The 18,359-nt window shown below is 30.5% G+C and carries 13 protein-coding genes and 1 pseudogene; 3 read left to right on the forward strand and 11 right to left on the reverse strand.

Features of this window, described 5'->3' with window-relative positions; genetic code table 11:
* The first annotated feature begins 101 nt into the window (after window positions 1-101).
* From F3K33_RS18140 to F3K33_RS18150, 3 genes are all read left to right on the forward strand, one after another.
* Complete coding sequence (locus F3K33_RS18140) at window positions 102-881, forward strand: EFR1 family ferrodoxin (RefSeq protein WP_039771698.1); 780 nt, start codon at window positions 102-104, stop codon at window positions 879-881.
* A gap of 245 nt (window positions 882-1,126) precedes the next feature.
* Window positions 1,127-2,083, forward strand: a complete 957-nt coding sequence (locus F3K33_RS18145; protein ID WP_039771696.1) for an AraC family transcriptional regulator — start codon at window positions 1,127-1,129, stop codon at window positions 2,081-2,083.
* A gap of 347 nt (window positions 2,084-2,430) precedes the next feature.
* The gene (locus F3K33_RS18150; RefSeq protein WP_039771694.1) at window positions 2,431-2,991 is read left to right on the forward strand and encodes a flavodoxin family protein; all 561 of its coding nucleotides are present in this window, start codon (window positions 2,431-2,433) and stop codon (window positions 2,989-2,991) included.
* A 394-nt stretch (window positions 2,992-3,385) separates the two neighbouring features.
* On the opposite strand, the gene F3K33_RS18155 is transcribed toward F3K33_RS18150, so the two are convergent.
* The 11 genes and pseudogenes from F3K33_RS18155 to F3K33_RS18205 all read right to left on the reverse strand — a co-directional run bounded on the left by F3K33_RS18155 (window position 3,386) and on the right by F3K33_RS18205 (window position 18,343).
* On the reverse strand, window positions 3,386-3,772 hold the full coding sequence (locus tag F3K33_RS18155; RefSeq protein WP_039771692.1) for a hypothetical protein: 387 nt from the start codon (window positions 3,770-3,772) through the stop codon (window positions 3,386-3,388).
* A 136-nt stretch (window positions 3,773-3,908) separates the two neighbouring features.
* On the reverse strand, window positions 3,909-4,550 hold the full coding sequence (locus F3K33_RS18160) for a transcriptional regulator (protein WP_243141333.1): 642 nt from the start codon (window positions 4,548-4,550) through the stop codon (window positions 3,909-3,911).
* A gap of 116 nt (window positions 4,551-4,666) precedes the next feature.
* Window positions 4,667-5,430: pseudogene (locus F3K33_RS18165) on the reverse strand (IS701 family transposase); the annotation flags it as partial.
* A gap of 227 nt (window positions 5,431-5,657) precedes the next feature.
* Entirely contained in the window at window positions 5,658-6,818 is a 1,161-nt protein-coding gene (locus F3K33_RS18170; protein WP_167514424.1) for an SDR family oxidoreductase, read from the reverse strand.
* 47 nt (window positions 6,819-6,865) lie between these two features.
* Window positions 6,866-9,145 carry an ABC transporter permease gene (locus tag F3K33_RS18175; protein WP_039771688.1) on the reverse strand — a complete coding sequence of 760 codons (2,280 nt, stop codon included), beginning with the start codon at window positions 9,143-9,145 and terminating at the stop codon, window positions 6,866-6,868.
* Window positions 9,146-9,847 carry an ABC transporter ATP-binding protein gene (locus F3K33_RS18180; RefSeq protein ID WP_039771686.1) on the reverse strand — a complete coding sequence of 234 codons (702 nt, stop codon included), beginning with the start codon at window positions 9,845-9,847 and terminating at the stop codon, window positions 9,146-9,148.
* Between the two features lie 134 nt (window positions 9,848-9,981).
* Window positions 9,982-10,647 carry a 4'-phosphopantetheinyl transferase family protein gene (locus tag F3K33_RS18185; RefSeq protein WP_039771684.1) on the reverse strand — a complete coding sequence of 222 codons (666 nt, stop codon included), beginning with the start codon at window positions 10,645-10,647 and terminating at the stop codon, window positions 9,982-9,984.
* Between the two features lie 2 nt (window positions 10,648-10,649).
* On the reverse strand, window positions 10,650-12,686 hold the full coding sequence (locus F3K33_RS18190; protein ID WP_039771682.1) for an AMP-binding protein: 2,037 nt from the start codon (window positions 12,684-12,686) through the stop codon (window positions 10,650-10,652).
* A 30-nt stretch (window positions 12,687-12,716) separates the two neighbouring features.
* On the reverse strand, window positions 12,717-15,110 hold the full coding sequence (locus F3K33_RS18195; RefSeq protein WP_039771680.1) for a beta-ketoacyl synthase N-terminal-like domain-containing protein: 2,394 nt from the start codon (window positions 15,108-15,110) through the stop codon (window positions 12,717-12,719).
* A gap of 13 nt (window positions 15,111-15,123) precedes the next feature.
* Window positions 15,124-16,422: a condensation domain-containing protein gene (locus F3K33_RS18200; protein WP_039771679.1), complete on the reverse strand. Its 1,299-nt coding sequence runs from the start codon at window positions 16,420-16,422 to the stop codon at window positions 15,124-15,126.
* 22 nt (window positions 16,423-16,444) lie between these two features.
* A complete protein-coding gene (locus F3K33_RS18205; protein ID WP_039771677.1) occupies window positions 16,445-18,343 on the reverse strand; it encodes a non-ribosomal peptide synthetase in 1,899 nt (632 codons plus the stop codon).
* Window positions 18,344-18,359 lie beyond the last annotated feature (16 nt).

Genomic DNA, 18,359 nt, shown 5'->3' on the forward strand with positions numbered 1-18,359 from the left:
TACGCTTAAATATACTTAGTCTGTATATTCTGCGTACTTGTGCTATATATATGATCTAAGTATAATAAACGTACCAAAGAAAATCAAGGAGTGATACAACTATGAGTACAACAATTTATTATTTTTCCGCTACAGGAAATAGTTTAAAAGTAACAAAGGATTTAAGCGAACAATTAACTGATACTAAGATAATACAAATCTCTAAAAAAAGCATTCCAACATCAAAAGACACTCAATCAAATAAAATAGGTTTTGTATTTCCAGTATATAATTTTGGACTACCTGTGATTGTAAAAAATTTTATAGAAACCTTGCCTATTGGTAAACATACCTATGTTTTTGCTATAGCAACTTGTGGAGGAATGGTAGGTGCTGCTCTTAATCAAATAAAAAAAATACTAAACAAAAAAGACATTAATTTAGCTTCATCTTTTTGTGTATTTATGCCTGGCAGTGATCAGCTGATGTTTCCTACCGTTTCTGAAGAGGAGCAAAATAAACTTTTCAACGATGAAGAAAAACAGATAAGTACAATAGCTCTTGCTATAAAAAGCAAGCAACATATTAAATATAAGTCTAATGCTATTATGAGTTCTGTTTACAACTTACTATACACTGCTACCTTTAGGCCAAAAGGTATGGGAAAAAATTTCTGGACTGATGAAAAATGTATAGGATGCGGTTTATGTTCTCAGATCTGCCCCGCAAATAATATAGTTATGCACGATAGAAAACCAAAATGGGAGCATCAATGTGAATCATGTCTTGCTTGTATGCAATGGTGCCCGCAAAAATCTATACAATATAAAAAAGCTACTGTTAAGAGAGGTCGCTATCACAATCCTCAAATAAATGTAAGCGAACTCATTCCCAATCGTTAAATTAAGCACAAATCAATATTTTACTAAATGTAAACTGAAAGTATACGTTTTAGCTTGATACGTATACTTTCAGTATAAATGAATCTTACTAATTAATTCGATATTTTTCATTCGAAGATGTCCCAAACATTCTATATAAATTTCAATGATAAACTGCTATTATATTTAAATAGATAACTAAATATTTATAATCTAAATTAGAAATATGATAATGAAATTTATATAATAAGGAGCGTTTTCAAATCATGAATGTATATCGTGAGTATGTAATTCCAGAATCGGATGACATTGAAAGATTACTCAAAACAAAAATGACTCGATTAGCACACCTGCTATATACCTTTGCTCCACAGGATGGTGTTTTAGATCTGCCAATCTCTGGTCTGTCTATCGTTCGCTATTCAGGAACAGAGATAGATTGTCCAAAGACTTTCTATTTACCTTCTTTAAGTATTGTTGCCCAAGGAGCAAGGTCTATCTCAATAGGTCACGAGACATACAAGCTTGATAAATCACAAATGTTAATGAATCCAATCACTCCGCCAATTTCTCTGCAAACTATGAAGGCAACTAAATCTGAGCCTCTCCTTATTATAAGGCTGGATCTTAATCCCGAGAGGATTGCTGAGATTGTTCCGAAAGTATATTCTCATGGTCTGCCTGAAATAAAACAGTGGCGTGCTGGACATGTTATGAATGCAGATATAAGCATTATTGATGCAATGATAAGGCTTTTGGAGTGCTTGCAGAAACCAGGAGATGTAGAATTCATTGCACCACTGATTATGGATGAAATTCTAATTCGCCTACTTCGCAGTTCTGCTGGAGTTCATGTTGCAGCCATGGGATTTGCAGACTCAGGAGTACATCAAGTGTCAGAAGCAATAGCTTGGCTTCGTAAAAATTTTTCTCAGGCAGTTAAAGTTTCAGACTTAGCCAAACTGACACATATGAGTGAATCCTCTTTCTATAATCATTTTAAAGCGGTCACTTCGATGTCCCCTATGCAATATCAAAAAGCTCTGCGTCTACATGAAGCGAGGAATTTAATGCTGTCCCAACACATGGATGCGACCACTGCCAGCAGAATGGTAGGTTATGTTAGTAATTCTCAATTTAACCGAGATTACAGCGCTTTTTATGGAGCTCCCCCTCGAAAAGATATAGACAAATTATATAGACAACCCCAAAAAACATATTAATCTAAAATATAGCTTTGAGTTTATAGTAATTGATATGATTTTTAATCTACAAAAAAGAGACTCCAATCACTGCTGTATCATGCCTGCTGCCTATTTGAGCTTGCAGGCTTTTTTTCTATTAATTAAGAATATTCTGCTGGTTTAACGCCCTCAGTTTTCTAATGTGGCTGAGAAAAAATAAAGATCTGGAGAATAAGGCAAAAAGATAATTGAAAAAGGCAAATATTCTTGTTATGTAACATTTATAATTAATTTAGTCTTTGAACCGGTACTAGCCTATCATCTTGGCATGTCATGCTGGTTCGAATACTCTTTTAATTTTGAATTGATATTAGGAGGTAATAAAAATGAAAGTTATGGCTTTTGTAGGCAGTGCAAGAAAGGACGGAAATACTTCAAAAATAGTTGATGCCATTTGTTCGGGCATTAAGAAAAATGGACATGAAGTTGAAACTTATAATTTAGCAGAACTTGATAATAAAGGCTGCAGGGCTTGTGGTTTATGTCAAGCAAATAAAGTGGAATATTGTTCTATTAACGACAAGATGACTGAACTTTTACCTAAGATAGCTGATGCTGATTGCATTATAGTTGGAACACCAGTCTATATGGTGCACGTGAGCGGTTATACAAAAAATTTCCTAGATAGACTATTTACGTTTTTTGTGGAATCCAATCATACCACAAGACTTTTACCAGGAAAAAAGTATATAACTGTTACATGTAGCGGTGCACCTGCTGAAGCATTTAAAAATGTTACAGAATATCTTAATCAAATTTTTGGCGACTATAGTCAAATGGTGAATTCAGGTAATATCATCGCAGGAAACTTGCACAGTAAGGATGATATTCTTAGTCAACAAGAAATTTTTAACCAAGCTGAGGAAATAGGACAAAAACTAAACTAATTGTTGTAAAACAGAAGAAAATCACTATACAATCCAGGTACGGTGAAACTTCTAGCCACGTTTAAAACAGGCAGCACCTTATTCTTGCAGGAAATGTTTGTTTCTCCCGAAGCATCGCGGAGAAGCAAACAACTTTCCCATAAACATTTTTCAAAAGATTAATGAGTCCGATAATAGCTCATTAAATTCATATATATATGTTGCAATTCACAATGCACATTTCAAAATTACGGCTAAAATTCTTTCAATATTTTTAGAATTATGATGAAGAATTATTTTTGCAATATATATGCAATAAATACATTAGGGATTATATTTTAGCAGTTTCTCATGACAATTATCTTTAATGCAATCATAGGTATATGTAGCAATCGAAACAGAAAAGTGCATATCCTTATTTTTTTCTTCTTTCTAAAAATGTAACATCTACAAAAGCTAAACCAAAAGATAAACCCACTGCATGAGAAGCAGCATTAAGTAGGTCCACATTAGGACTTTTAAAGATGTAATCGAAAACGCAATTAAGTGCAAAAAATGTTGCAAACATAATGACAAATTTAATTAATACTTTTCTAAGATGATCCCATTTCAGTTTTCTTGCATTAAATAAAGTAATTATAGGCACATACAATAACATAAATAGAGCAAACACAGCATAGCCAATCACAAATTTTGAAGCCATACCATTATCTATGTTGCTATAAACAATAATACATGTAATTATTGTACATATAAAAAATATTGAATAAATAACTTTGTTAAAGAGTAATGTTTTACTCATATAATACCCCCAGACCATTAATTTACTATAACGAGTAAGTTATAGAATATTTCTGTAAAATCCACTTTTAATTTCTGCTTTAAAAATTATTATATAGTGTTACAAGCTTATTATTTACTAGAGAATCCTACAATTTCTATTGAAGCTCTGGTTCATCTCCTACTATTTTATAGCTACGTTCTTCAACAACTGTTCCATCTGATTTCGTTTCTTTAAAAGTGATTACATCATATCCATCAGCGCTTTTACTTTGAGATGTTTCATAAATTAGCCTTACACCATTTTCAATACGCTCTTTTGTTCCTATCCAATAAGGACAGTGATTTAGAAATGAATCATTCTTCCCCCAGTATACAAATAGTTTATTTTCTGCTGTAACATTAATATTAGGACGTTTCTTTTCAACATATTTTGAGCTCACATCAGCAATTCTACCAATTTGTTTCAGGTATTCTTTAGCCTCATTCTCTTTTGATTCTGCAAGCTGCGAATAGCTTTCCTGACCCTTTAAAACCTTGTCCCATAACTTCTCTGGAAACATCTGTTTTATAGAATTTTCACATTCTTCTCCATCTTCAGGTTCTTTATATTCGATTAATGAATAACCACCATTTGAATTTTCAGAAAATGTCATTACCGTAGGAATAGCTCCACTTCCACTTATTTCTGTGAAAATCCCATTTTCAAAGCCAAAATAACCAAAACTTGAAATAGTGTAAACTTTCACGATATTATCTTTTTCTTCAACATCTAAAACTATGTGACCTTCTGTAGCCACCTCTCCACTTAGATAATTTGTCCCTCTACTTTTTATGGCTTTGCTTACAGCTTGGTCAATATTTTCAGTAGTGTTGTTATTGTTAACATCTGTTGAATTTACAGTATCAAATTGAAGTTGTCAACATAATTGTAAATGTAGTATTGCTTATCTTTGACGGTTACGAGATCAAAGTCTTCAATCTTTAATAATGTAGCAAACTTATGAAATTTTATTCCTAGTCTGTCATAGCCATATAGAAAAATAACTCTATTAGTTTTTAAAATACTAATATAACTATAGCCAGCTTTTTCATAAGCATTAAAAATATCCTTACAACTAACACATATCCTTTATTCTCAAGTTTAGAAAACATTGTAATTAATTTTTGAGTTAATTCTATTTTTCTCATATATTCTTTATGATAGATATCAATTGAGTATGTCAGCACTAATCCGTCACAAGATGTTAAAGAACCTTCTATTTGATGACCATATACATTTTTACCTTTTAAATGAGAATTATGAAACGAACACTTTTCAATTGGATTTTTAGCCTTTGACGAGGGCTTTGTCTTTTCAGAAATAGTGTCATCCATAATAAAGTATATTGGCTGTCTGGATTCTCTTGATTTAGCACAAATAAGTTCTATGATATATGCTTTTAATGCCCTTTCTAAAAGTTTTTCATTCCGATCACTACTTGAAAGAAATCTAATAATACTAGTTCGATGTTTCGAAGGAGCAAGCTCCGCTATGTCGTAAATTTTACCATTATAACCTTTTGATATCATATTTTTTAAATGTCTTAAATGAGGCTTAGTTAAGTAAAAATCAAAATTTAATTGTTTTAAAAAATCGTATATTGATAGCTCATCTAATATAATTGTGTTCTGAAACATTTATGTATGGCTTCTTGCTGTCATTGTTGTGTGGTAACGGTAACTCAATTATAACAAGGATTTATCATAGATGTTTTTTATTTTATTCAGTTGTAAAATTATCCAAGCATTTTTGCACTATTATAGTTAAATATATAAAGCAAACAGAAACTGTCAGCGTCTGAGAAACTCATTTCTATTTATCCTAACAAGATGAGTTCTCTATTTATAATACTATACACTCCTCTTTATACTCTAGATAATTTACTATCGTCAAAATCATGTTCAATTGCAAATTTAGCAAGATTTATGAAATCAATCTCCTTTATATAGTCGTCATCCATAATTTCTTTTAGATAACTAGTATCATATTCATTCTTAATATTATTTAAGTATGGGCTATAAACTTTATGTGTTAAGCGATAATAAAATTTTTCATGTTTATTTAAATTAATTGGCAAATCATCGACAAAAACAAATTTATCCAAATCAATAGCTTTAAGCATTTGGCCATACATATAACGATTGACAGTTGAACGAGGATAAACTATGTTTAAAAATTGTATGTCACTATCAAAAACATTTTTAATTACTTTAGCTACATAATCTACAGGCACAACGTTTATTTTTGAAGTATTCTCCATTTGTATCCTAATAGTATCTTCACCTACATTATTTCTTATGTGCCAAAAAAACTTGGTCCATCCATATATTACATCAAATTTTGATGTATAGTAAAGTGGTGTATCAATTAATCTACCAACAACAACGCTTGGACGCAAAATTTGATATTCAATTAACCTACTAGAACAATAATCTATCACTATTTTTTCAATGGTATTCTTATACTGCTCATAATGATTCCTGAAATCACTTTTTCCATAATAAGATGAATAGTCATTTTCAATTTCTCCATCAACAATACCACAAGAAAAAGCTGTACTTATAAAAGTAAATTTAAAAGTATAGTTGTTTAATACATCTAAAAGTTTTTGGGTTCCATTGAAATTATTATTAATTATCTCTGACTTTGCATTTTCATTATTGAATAAGTTGACACTTCCTGCACAATGAATTACATATAATTTTTTTTCATTTGTTATTGAATTATTGATTTTATCATATAAATCATCATCACCTAATGCTCCATCAATAATTTTAATATTTCTCAACATGTCGTCTAGTGTAAATTTCCTCAAATAATCTGGAATATATTCATGCTCCAAAATAGCTTTCAGTCTCTTAAAACTATCAGCTCTGCTATTTCCTCTAATTAAAAGAATTATTTCCCCAGAATAGTTAAATTGAAGAAAATCATTTATGAGTTCATATAATACGTGTCTGCCAATAAAACCAGTTACACCAGTAATTAAAATATTATCATTAAATCCCCTATTTAATTTCAACATATTATTATTTCCTTTCATTTATAAAAGATTTTTATATTATTTAAAATTTACTCCATTCCTTTCAAAGTCTCTACCATATCAAGCCCTTTAACCTTTCCAGAAAAAAATAAGCTTACAACTGCCGAAACACCACAAGTAATAGCAAATGAAATTAAAAAAGAACCAATAGAGCATTTTGCGGTAATATCAAAAGAATCTCCTTGTGAATCAAGTAAAATTTGTAGTAACCAAACCCCTATTGGAGTACCAATAATTGCTCCAACTACAGATAACCACAAATTCTGCCTTAAAAGTAAGCTTCTTAATTGACCTGTTTTAAATCCCATTACTTTTAGTGTAGCTAATTCTTTTTTACGTTCTGTATAGGAAATTAGTCCCATATTGTATAATACAACTATAGCTAAAATACAAGCTAGCACTACCATTATGATAACTATCATGTTAGACATTTCAATTGCTGAATCTGCTGCACTTCTTAATTTATCATGCCCATATACATATGCAACATGTTCTGAATTATATTCAGACAATATTTTATTTGTCATAACACCGGATGGTTTAAATTTATACCCTAGAGATTCTATAGTATTTCTTGTCATTACAACTGCTTGCCCCATAGGAATACAATTAATAATTGTAATCTTGGATTTTACCCATTTATCACTATCAGATAAATGCCAGTTAATTGTATCGCCAACTGAAATACCTAATTTCTTTGCTAAATTTCGGCTAATTGCTACATCTCCATCCTTATAAGATAAAAGATTTTGATTTGCATCTGTAATTTGAAAAAAGTTAGTTCCATCAACAGCATCAAGATTTGAAGTATATTTTGTGTCATTATTTGCAGATTTAATTTCGATTTTTTCTTCCATCCACATTCCACCATCTACTTCATTTTTGATTTTTTTAGCTTCATCTAGCGAAATTTTATCATTAAATCGGATCTGGGTTTGATAATTATTAATTTTTCCAAAATACCAATCTGGAATTGTTGAAAAATTTTCTTTACAAGCAAATCCGCAAACTAATAAAGACATACACCCGATTGTTCCAATTAACCCCATAACAGTACGAACTTTATTTCTACTTAGATCCCTTAAATTATATTGCAAGCTAAATGTAAACTTACTCCAAAATGGTAGCTTTTCAAATATGCACTTTTTCGCAGTTTTAGGAGGTACTGGCCGAAGTGTCTCTGAGGGATTAATTTTCAAAATCTTTTTACAACTAAAGTAAGTTGATAATGTACACACAATAACAATAATAATTCCAATAAACCAAAATGAAATTGGATATTCTGGCATTACTTTAGGCAGCAAGTATTCGTTAGAAGAATCAATTTGGTACTTCATATTAAAAAGAAGTGGTGTAATAGTAAGTGGCCCAAGAATTGTGCCGAACATAACCCCTAAAAGTGATGGAAAAAAACTATAGCTTAAATAATGAATAACTATCTTTCTTTTCTTAACGCCTAAAGCCTTCATTGTACCAATTTCGGTACGCTGCTTATCAATTAAACGAGTCATAGTTGTAATAATACTCAACAAAGAGATTAACATAAATGCAACTGGAAAAACCTCAGACATCACTTTATGTTGTTCTATTTCATCATTTAATGCAGAAATGCCGTTCTGGCTATCTCTATCAGCAAATGATGTATATGATAAAATTTTATCTATACTATCATCTAAGCTATACACATTTTCAACATTGCTTGTAAAAACAATCTGATTATAAGAAATATTATCTAACAATTTACTTGAACAAAATGCATAACCAGTGTGTGCGTAATTAGGCTCTATATCAGAATCTTCTTTATAGTATTCATATTCAGAACTCCAAACAAGACCTGCTATTTTTAAAGTAAACTCTCTGTCATCTGCCTTAAATGAATAATCATCACCTACTTTCAAATGATTTTCCTTTGCATATCTGTAAGCTAGCCATATGCATTGTTTATTATTAGGATTATATTCTTCGCCCTCAATTACATATGGCTTATTAATTGTATTTTCTTCCTGAAAATATACATTGAGATATGTCTCATTTACACCAGTTCCATCTATCAAAAATCGCCGTTCTGCATTCTTAATTCCATTAATTTGCGAAACATTTTTCAAATCACTTTCCGAAAAATTATTTCCCTGTAACCAGCCATCTGCTAAGTTACATAATTCATGATAATTTTTTCTTGCGGTTTCTATCCCTGAAACTTCACTTGCAAATCCAGTATATAGATACATAGCTAACATAGACATAATAAAGATTGAAAAAAACTGCATTTTATTATGATTTAAATCTCGAAGCATTTTTCGGAATAACATCTACCAATCCACCTCCTCAATTGGAATAGGATTCTCATTAATCTGAATTTCTCGCACTTTACCATTTTTCATACGAATTACTTTATCAGCACACTGTGCAAAATCTGAATTATGTGTAACTATAATGACAGTTTTATGACGTTCCTTACACATAGACTTCAATAATTTTAATACAGTAATTCCTGTTTCTGAATCCAAAGCCCCTGTAGGTTCATCTCCTAATATAATTTTAGGATCTTTACTTAATGCTCTTGCAATAGAAACTCGTTGTTGCTCACCGCCAGATAGTTGTGTTGGAAACTTATTCTTATACTGTAATAAACCTACTGCTTTTAGCATATCATCCGCAGATAAGGCATTTCCCACAATATCCTTTGTTAAGGCTACATTCTCATATGCAGTAAGGCTGGGTAATAAATTATAAAACTGAAATATAAACCCAATACTAGTTGCTCTAAATTCAGAAAGTTGATTATCATTCATTGAAGATACAACTTGTTCATCAATAGTTACAATTCCACTTGTTGGCTTATCCATTCCACCTAACATATTCAGAATTGTGGATTTTCCCGCACCTGATTGTCCAAGAATTACTACAAACTCCCCCTGTTCAATTGTGAAATTAACTTTGTTTACTGCATATTGTATATTTTCTCCAATCCCATAAGTACGTACAACATCTTTAAATTCAATTAAACTCATATTTTCTAATCCTCCATTCCTCATATTAAAAAATAAACTTTATCATAAAAATAAGATTCATTCTCAATATAAACCTAATAACCTTTCAATATTTTTATAAAATTATTTATCATTTTTCCTACCAAAAGATGATTTTATATAATTATCTCTTGGTAGGATACATCAATCACTTCTGGCAATTCTACTCCACAAAATGCTAAACAATAACTTCGTCGAGAAATCGTTAAAAATTTAAGATCTTTATAAGTAAATCTTTCCTGTTGAAATGCTGAAAAATCTATCTTATTTAAATCATTACTGATACCAGTCCCAATGTATTTAAAATAACTTTCTTTTAATGTCCAATAACGGTAAAAAACATCTTTTGGATTTGTTGAGTTTTCAATTACAGCAATTTCATTTGAATTCATCGAATAATTCAAAATATTTTCATAACAATCATTATTATCTTGAATATCAATTCCAACTTCTTGATATGAAATTGCACAACAAACAGCATTAAAACAATGTGATAAATTAAAAAATATATTACTGTCTTTAAAATAAGGTTTGTGTTGCTTATGATATAAAAAATTAGGCATTTCTACAACATCATAAAACCTTTTTAGTCCATATTTCAAAAGACAATATGCACTTATAGACTGAACTTTGTCTTTCATAAAACGTAATTTATTTACTTTTTCCTTTCTCTCTTCTGACAATAACTCATATATATCTGCATATTGTTCTTCTGAAATGTCTTGAATATTATCTAATATTAAAATTTTTGTTTTTATACTATTGTATAATTCACCAATCAAGTTTAAGCTTCTCCTATATAGCAAACAACATTTCCTTTTTCTTCTGGTGGAATCCCAGTAGTTTCAGGATATCCTAATGCTATGGCCGCCCATACAATATGATTCTTTGGAATTTTATACTCGTCTAATTTCATCCTAATTTCAGGTATATCACATATTGTCATGAGACCATTTAACCATACACTCCCCAATCCAAAGGAGGTAGCAGAAAGCATAATATTTTCTGCGGAACAAGCTGAATCTTGAATTCCATCTTGATTTCTTCTATCATTTGATATTAGTATCAAAACTTTTGGATTTTCAAAGCCATTCAGTGTTTTTTTCTCCCTTACTAATATTTCCTTAGTAATTTCTTTTAACCTTCGAATTTCATTTTCAGACTGAATAACTGTGAAACGTCTTGTCTTTAAATTCTTTCCAGATGGTGCAGCTTTTCCTGCCTCTATCAATAATTCTAATATATCTTTAGGAATAGATTGATTTGTAAAATTGCGAATGCTCCTACGTTGGAAAATATTTTGTAGTACAGGATTTAAACTTTCTATCCCCTTAGAATCTTCCCACATTTTGCGAAGTTTTTTTCGCTCGATTTTACCCATTGCATTTCGTGGCAAAGAATCTAAAAATATAAAATGACTAGGAATTTTATAGCTTGATAACTTTTGAGCAAGATATTCTTTTAAAGAATTCAGATTAATTAAGTTCTTATCTGCAACAATATAAATAATAGGAATTTCTCCAAGCACTCCATCTGGATCTTTTACACCAACACAAGCACTCTCTTTTACATTTAAATATTGATTTACTACAGTTTCAATTTCATTTGGTGAAACTTTTTCTCCAGCAGTATTTATAATGTCATCTGCTCTACCAATCATGTAAAAGTATCCATCACTATCTTTCCATACTAAATCACTCATAATAAGCCATCCATCTTTTAAGATTTCTTTTGACAAATCTTCTTGTCCCCAATAGCCTATCATCTGCATGTCCCCCTTCAGGGCCATTTTTCCTATTACCTTCTCACCAATTCCCTCTAAAATCTTATTATTATCTTGTTCAATCAGACAAACCTGAATATTATCAAGAGGTTTTCCCATAGATTCAATCTTATCAGGACATTCTTTTAAATTAAGAAATAAGCAACCACCACTTTCTGATGATCCCCACGTATTATGAATTTCAGTATTCGGCAATAATCTCAAAAGTTTTTTGCGTAATTGAACTGGAACTGCTCCAGCGCTAAATTCAATGTAACGCAGTCTTCCAAACACATCACCTACCTTAGTTTCATCAATTTGTTGTAACATCATTTCCATAGCAGTTGATACACATGCTAATGCGGTGCAACTATAACTTTCAATATTACTTTCTGTTTCCTTTATAAATACTGACCCATTTTGTAATACAATTGTTGCACCTATCAATAAAGCTGATCTAAGAACACGCATACCAAAAGAATGATTTAATGGCAGTGGTAGCAAAATTATATCTGTATCTAACATGCCGATACCATGCCATGTATTTTTCATATTACAATTAATTCCCTTAAGTGTATGTGTAGTTCCTTTCGGCTTACCAGTAGAACCTGTAGTGAAAATTAATTCGCCAATATCCTCAGGTGATGGCTTTTTGTAAGCACCTCTAATTTGTTTTAATTTGGCTTGTTCTAAAACAGTTTTATACGATTTTGCAGAAATTCTATCTACAGATTTTCCATTTGATGAGAGATATATCTTGGCTTCAGTTAAATTGTAAATATGATTAAGAACTTCAAACTTTGGAGCACGTTCTATAGGAATAGTAATAGCACCTACCCTTTGCGCAGCAATAAAGGTAATCACATAATCAAATTTTGATAGTGCTTCTAGTATAATACGATCTCCTTTTTCTATTCCAATACTTTCAAGATAGCCTGAAACAAGTTCTATTTTATTTTGCAACTCTCTATATGTAAGGATATCTTTTTTATAACGTAAAGCAATTTTATCTGGGATTATTTCTCTATTGCGTTCAATAGCTTCTACAAGAGTATCCATTTTATTTTCACTCCTTTCCAATTTCTTAAATTAGCATTCCCATTCAGAAATTCTCTGTGTTAACTTTTCAATACTTTCATAATCATAGATCTCATAAATATCAAAGCTTATATTGAAATAATTATTAATTTCCTCCGACATTTGTAATAAAAGTAATGAATTTCCTCCAAGATCAAAAAAATCTTCATCATGATCAATACTTCCCGAGAAATTCAAAGTTTTTTTCCATAAACCCTCTAAGAAATTCTCTGCTTCAGCAAAATCAAAAGTATTTGTATTCTCTTGTGTACTTTCAACCTCTTGAAATTCTTCTTGAGTTTGAGCCACTTCTTTTAACTTCATTTCATAAATTTCTTCATTATGTTTTAATTTCGTCCAATGAGATACTTTATCAAAACAATACCCCGGTAGCGAAACAATATTTTCTCTTACATCACCATAGTAAGAATTCCAATTAACTGAATTTCCACTGTTATAATAAGCAATCATAAACTTTTCTATATCACGAACAGAAAACAAATTAAACACTTTTACTTTTCTATCAAAACTTTCATTTTTTAAAGCATTGCTATAATTAAAATCTAATATAATAACATCATCATTTTCAGATATCTTTTTAATTTGTGCAATTAATTTTTCATAGTTATTATCAACTGAAGTTTCAATTGATTCTTCAAGAGATGCTAAATCAATTTTACCTGAAATATAATCTAAAATAGCACGACTTTGATAATCAGCAAGCGTAAAATCTGGCTTTACCCCTAAAGATTTCAAGTATTTGTACATACCATACTTGAATGAAGCATCTTGATTAAAAATATTGGAATTAAAATTTAACCCTGGCGCTATATTTTTATATTGTTCTAAATTTAACTCAGAACAATTACTAAACTTCATTGCAAACACAATTTTATATTTTTTTTGCTCTGAAATAGGCATCATCATGTCTAACTTTTCAAGAAAATCATCCAGATCTTCAGCAATAACCATTCTACGAAAATCATAATCATCTCTACAATGGTTCAAAGTATATGCAATACTGTTAAAGGAAATGGAATTATGCTCAGATAAATAGTTAAACAATTCTTTCTTATACGCATTAAATGAAGTTTCCGATTTTGCAGAAATTGTAATTAAATTTCTATGATCTTCTTTTGGTTTGGTAATTTGAGGGTAATTCTCAACAATTATATGTGCATTTGTCCCACTTAACCCAAAAGCTTCAATACCCACCATTCTTTTATCATTTGAATTCCACTTCTTAATTTTAGTTGCTGGAATTAACGCTGATTTAGAAAAGTCAATCATATGATTAGTTTTTTCAAAGTTTACAATTGGATATGATTCATTATACTTAAATCCAACTAACACTTTAATAAGACTTGATATTCCTGCTGCAATTGCCAGATGACCGATATTAGGCTTTACACAGCTCAGAAGTATTTCTTTATTAATAACATTCCTCTTTCTAAGGTTTTCAATAATGCTTATAGCCTCAACACAATCTCCTATTGGATTTCCAATTCCATGAGACTCAATTTCAGTCAGATTAGAAATATCAATCCCATTCCAAGCTTTTTCTATAACTTCTTTTTGTCCTTCAGAACTTGGTAATGTAACCATCCCACAACGACCACCATCACCATTTATTGCCCCACCTTTAATAACACCATAAATATTATTTCCATCACGCTTGGCATCTTCAAGACGCTTTAATAGAACAAATCCACCACCTTCACCAGCACTTGCTCCATCAGCACCTTCACCAAATGATTTACTCTTATACTGTGAAGAAAATACTCCTAAGATATCATAAATATTCTTTTTAGATTCATAAATTTCTGTAAATATCTCTACTCCACCTACAAGGCTATAATCACTTTCTCCAGTCATTAATTTTATGCATGCCTCATGTATTGCAACTAAAGAAGATGAACACCCAGCATCCAAAGTGAGATTTGTGCCTCTTAAATCAAAATAGAATCCTATCTTACCACTTAACATGCATTTTAAGCTTCCTAAAACAGATGGTGCGGTAGTATTTTTAACTAAATTTCCGTATTCATTTTCAGAAGTTGCACAAATCACACTGCAATTAGTTCCGCGAAAACCTTCAATAGAATATCCCGCATCTAAAATAGTCTCCGCTACCAGTTCCAAACTTAAGCGCTGCTCTGGACTCATTAAATCCGCTTCTCGATTTGAAATATTAAAAAAGTCATGATCGAAATATTCAATATGTTCTAAATATCCAGCTTGGATATATTTCTTATCTGGATTTAATTTCATTAAATCCACTCTATTCTGTGGGACATCAATTATACAATCTTTTTCCTTTACCAGTAATTCGTGAAACTCCCCTAAATTATCTGATTCTGTAAATCGACCACTTACTCCAATAATAGCAATATCATTATAAACCATTCTCTGCCTCCCTTTATTTACCCATATATTCTTTAAAAGTACTTTCAGCTTGGTTGTTTAAAAATTGTTCTGCTAAGATACAATTCTTTTTTATATCATTTAAATATTCAAGACTGAAAAGTCTAGTATCTGTTTCAAATCCAATTTCAATAAAATCATTGGATTTTATAATTGCAAAGCATAAAATTCCGCAATCTTCACGTTTTGATTTAACCAAAAATGTTTCAACAGGCAATCCATTAAATTTAGGAAGATTAACTTCATTTACAATATTAAGATACGTAATTAAGTAAGGAGTTCTTCCCCCAGCAACTCTGCAATTATTTAATCCTTTTGAAATCTTACTTCTTATTTTTTTATGCATTGATGAAATTTTCTCATTTTCTTCAAATATATATCTAGTATCAATAATTCTTGCAATACTTCCTATAGTATCTTGATATTTAGATCCATTCATTCTATTTGAAATTAAATAAGTCGTTCCTATGTCATTAGAATTATTTGTTTTAGCAAGTGCTAAATGCAAAATTAACATAATAACATTAAAATCGCTCGTGCGATTTAAAGTCGCAATACTTGTAATATTCTCCAAATTTAATTGAATTGGAGGTAAATCTCCAGACTTTATACATTGTCGATTATAATCAATTTGTGGTGGTTTTGGAGAATATCCCTCAAACTCTTCTTGCCAATATTGAATAGACTTTTTAGCATTTTCAGACATCATATATTCATAATCTTCTTGTAATAAGTTTTGAAAGGGTTCCCTAAGTGTAGAAAATTCATAACTTTCATTATCATAGAGTTTTAACATAGTCTCTACTGACAGTAATACTGATACTGCGTCCGTAAAACAATGATGAACTTTAAATAGCATATAATGATATTGCTCATTTATTCTATATAGTTTTATATCTATTGGAATATTATTAAATACATCAATTGCTCTATCCATACTTCCCTGAATAACTTGCATTGCATTTTGTTCTCGTTCTAAATCACTATTTCCTTCAACCTCTAGTACTTCTAACTTAAAATCCTTATAGTATTTTCTAATCTTTATAAAATATTCTTCTCCTCTATTTACAATAATTCCTCTCATAGAATCAGTATTATCAATTAATCTCTGAATGCTTCGCTCCATTTTAGATACATCTAAATCGCCTCTTAATTTTAGTCCTATACCGACATTAACAATTCCATTTCTTTCCCCATCTTTTACTGATGCTAAATCCAATTGCCACATCAAATTGGACATTCCTTGTAGAGAATATTCTAATTCATCATTTTTGCTCACAACAAATTCTTCCATAATTATGACAGCTCCTTACCCCTTATTGGATATATTGTAAAATTTCTCGAACACTTGGATTCGCAAATAAATCACTTAATCCTATTTTGCAACCAAATTTGCCATTAATAGCTTCTACTAATGCAACACTATTTAAAGAATTTCCACCAATACTATAAAATTTATCATTTATACTTAAATTAGAAGTATGTAAAATAGATTTCCAAACTCCCAACATTTCTGATTCGTTACAATCTTCAATAGAATTGTCTTCAATTGCCTCTAATGGTTTTATTAATCCGCTTAAAAATAGTTCTTTTAATTTTCGTTTATTCATTTTCCCAAAAGATAGTTTAGGGAAGTCTGATATTTTCAAAGGTATAGCATAACTAAATGAAACACCGTAATAATTAAGCATAAGTTCTGCCATTGAATCTGAAATCCTTTGGTGATTATCAATATCATTTGGTGTATTAGTACTATAAAAAATAACAATCTGATCTGTTTGCATTGAAGACTCACGATATGGAATGCATGTTAGATATCCTGTTACCCCTTTAACTCTTTTTAAAAGATTTTCAATTTCCAAACAAGCATAATTTACACCATTAATAATTGCCATATCTTTTTCTCTACCACATATAATTAATTCTCCACCCTTTATATATCCGATATCTCCCGATTGATACCAACCATCATTTGTAAATACTACATTTGTATTTTCTATATCTTGATAATACTCTCTCATTACACTTGGACCCTTTAATTCTATAAATCCTTGTTTTCCATTCTCTAAAATATTACCATTTTCATCTGTAATACGAACTTTAGTCCCAGCTATTGGTGTTCCAACAGATGCAAAAACTTCGTCTTGCATATAATCTAGTTTGCAATTAAAAACAACAGGTATTGTTGATTCTGTCATTCCGTACACTGGAACTACATTAGCTTTATCCGCTTTTTGTAATCGCAAAATCTCTATTAATTTTTTAGATATCTCTAAACTAACACCTTCACCACCTGTTAAGCACATTTCTAGCGAAGATAGATTTGTGTTTAAAGATTTAATTTTTTCTTCATTCTCTACAATTAGCGCATATCCAAAGTTAGGTGAGAATGTATGGGTTGCTTTATATTTGTATAGAGTTTCAATCCAAAATGAAACATCTCTTGTCACATCAATTGCATCAATATGGACTTGATTAGTATGATTACACAACATAGCAATGTGCATAGTTGTTAATCCTGCTATATGTGTGAGCTCCATCCAGTTTACAAAACAGCTTTTTGAATTACAATTGTAAACTTTTTTTAATGCAATACAGGAACCTATTACATTGGAATGACTAATTACTACTCCTTTGGGCTTTGCAGTACTGCCAGAGGTATACATAATCAATGCTAAATCCTCTTTATTGATAATTGGTTTGTCATACTCTACATCTGTATCTTTTAGTAAATCAGAGTAAGAAAACAACTCTTCGCTATTGAAAATTTTAGCTTTGCGTATTTTATTAAAATCATTATTACCAGCAAGGAGTATTTTTGATTTTGTGACAGAATAACTGTATTTCAAATTTGATACTATGATATTATCATCAGAATAAGACATACCTTTTTGAATTGCACTAACTGGAGCAGCTACACAACCAGCTAAAATAATACCCCAAAATAAAACAAGAAATTCCTTTTTATTTTCTGAAATGAACACTATATTTTCACCAGCTGCCACATGATTTTGTTGCAAATTAGTGGCTACTTTAATTGCTTGCTTCTGAAGTTCTCCATATGTAATAATTTCTGTAATTCCAGAATGAATAAAAACTAGTTCCCGCATCTTCTCTTCATCTAAAAAATCAAAAAACATTTCAAGCATATTGGAATAGTGGGAATCACTTATGATTCCACCATCCAAGATGCTAAGATTATTAGCATTCTTCATCTTTTAACCTCCTTTA

The organism is Clostridium beijerinckii (assembly GCF_008705175.1).
GTDB lineage: Bacteria > Bacillota > Clostridia > Clostridiales > Clostridiaceae > Clostridium > Clostridium beijerinckii.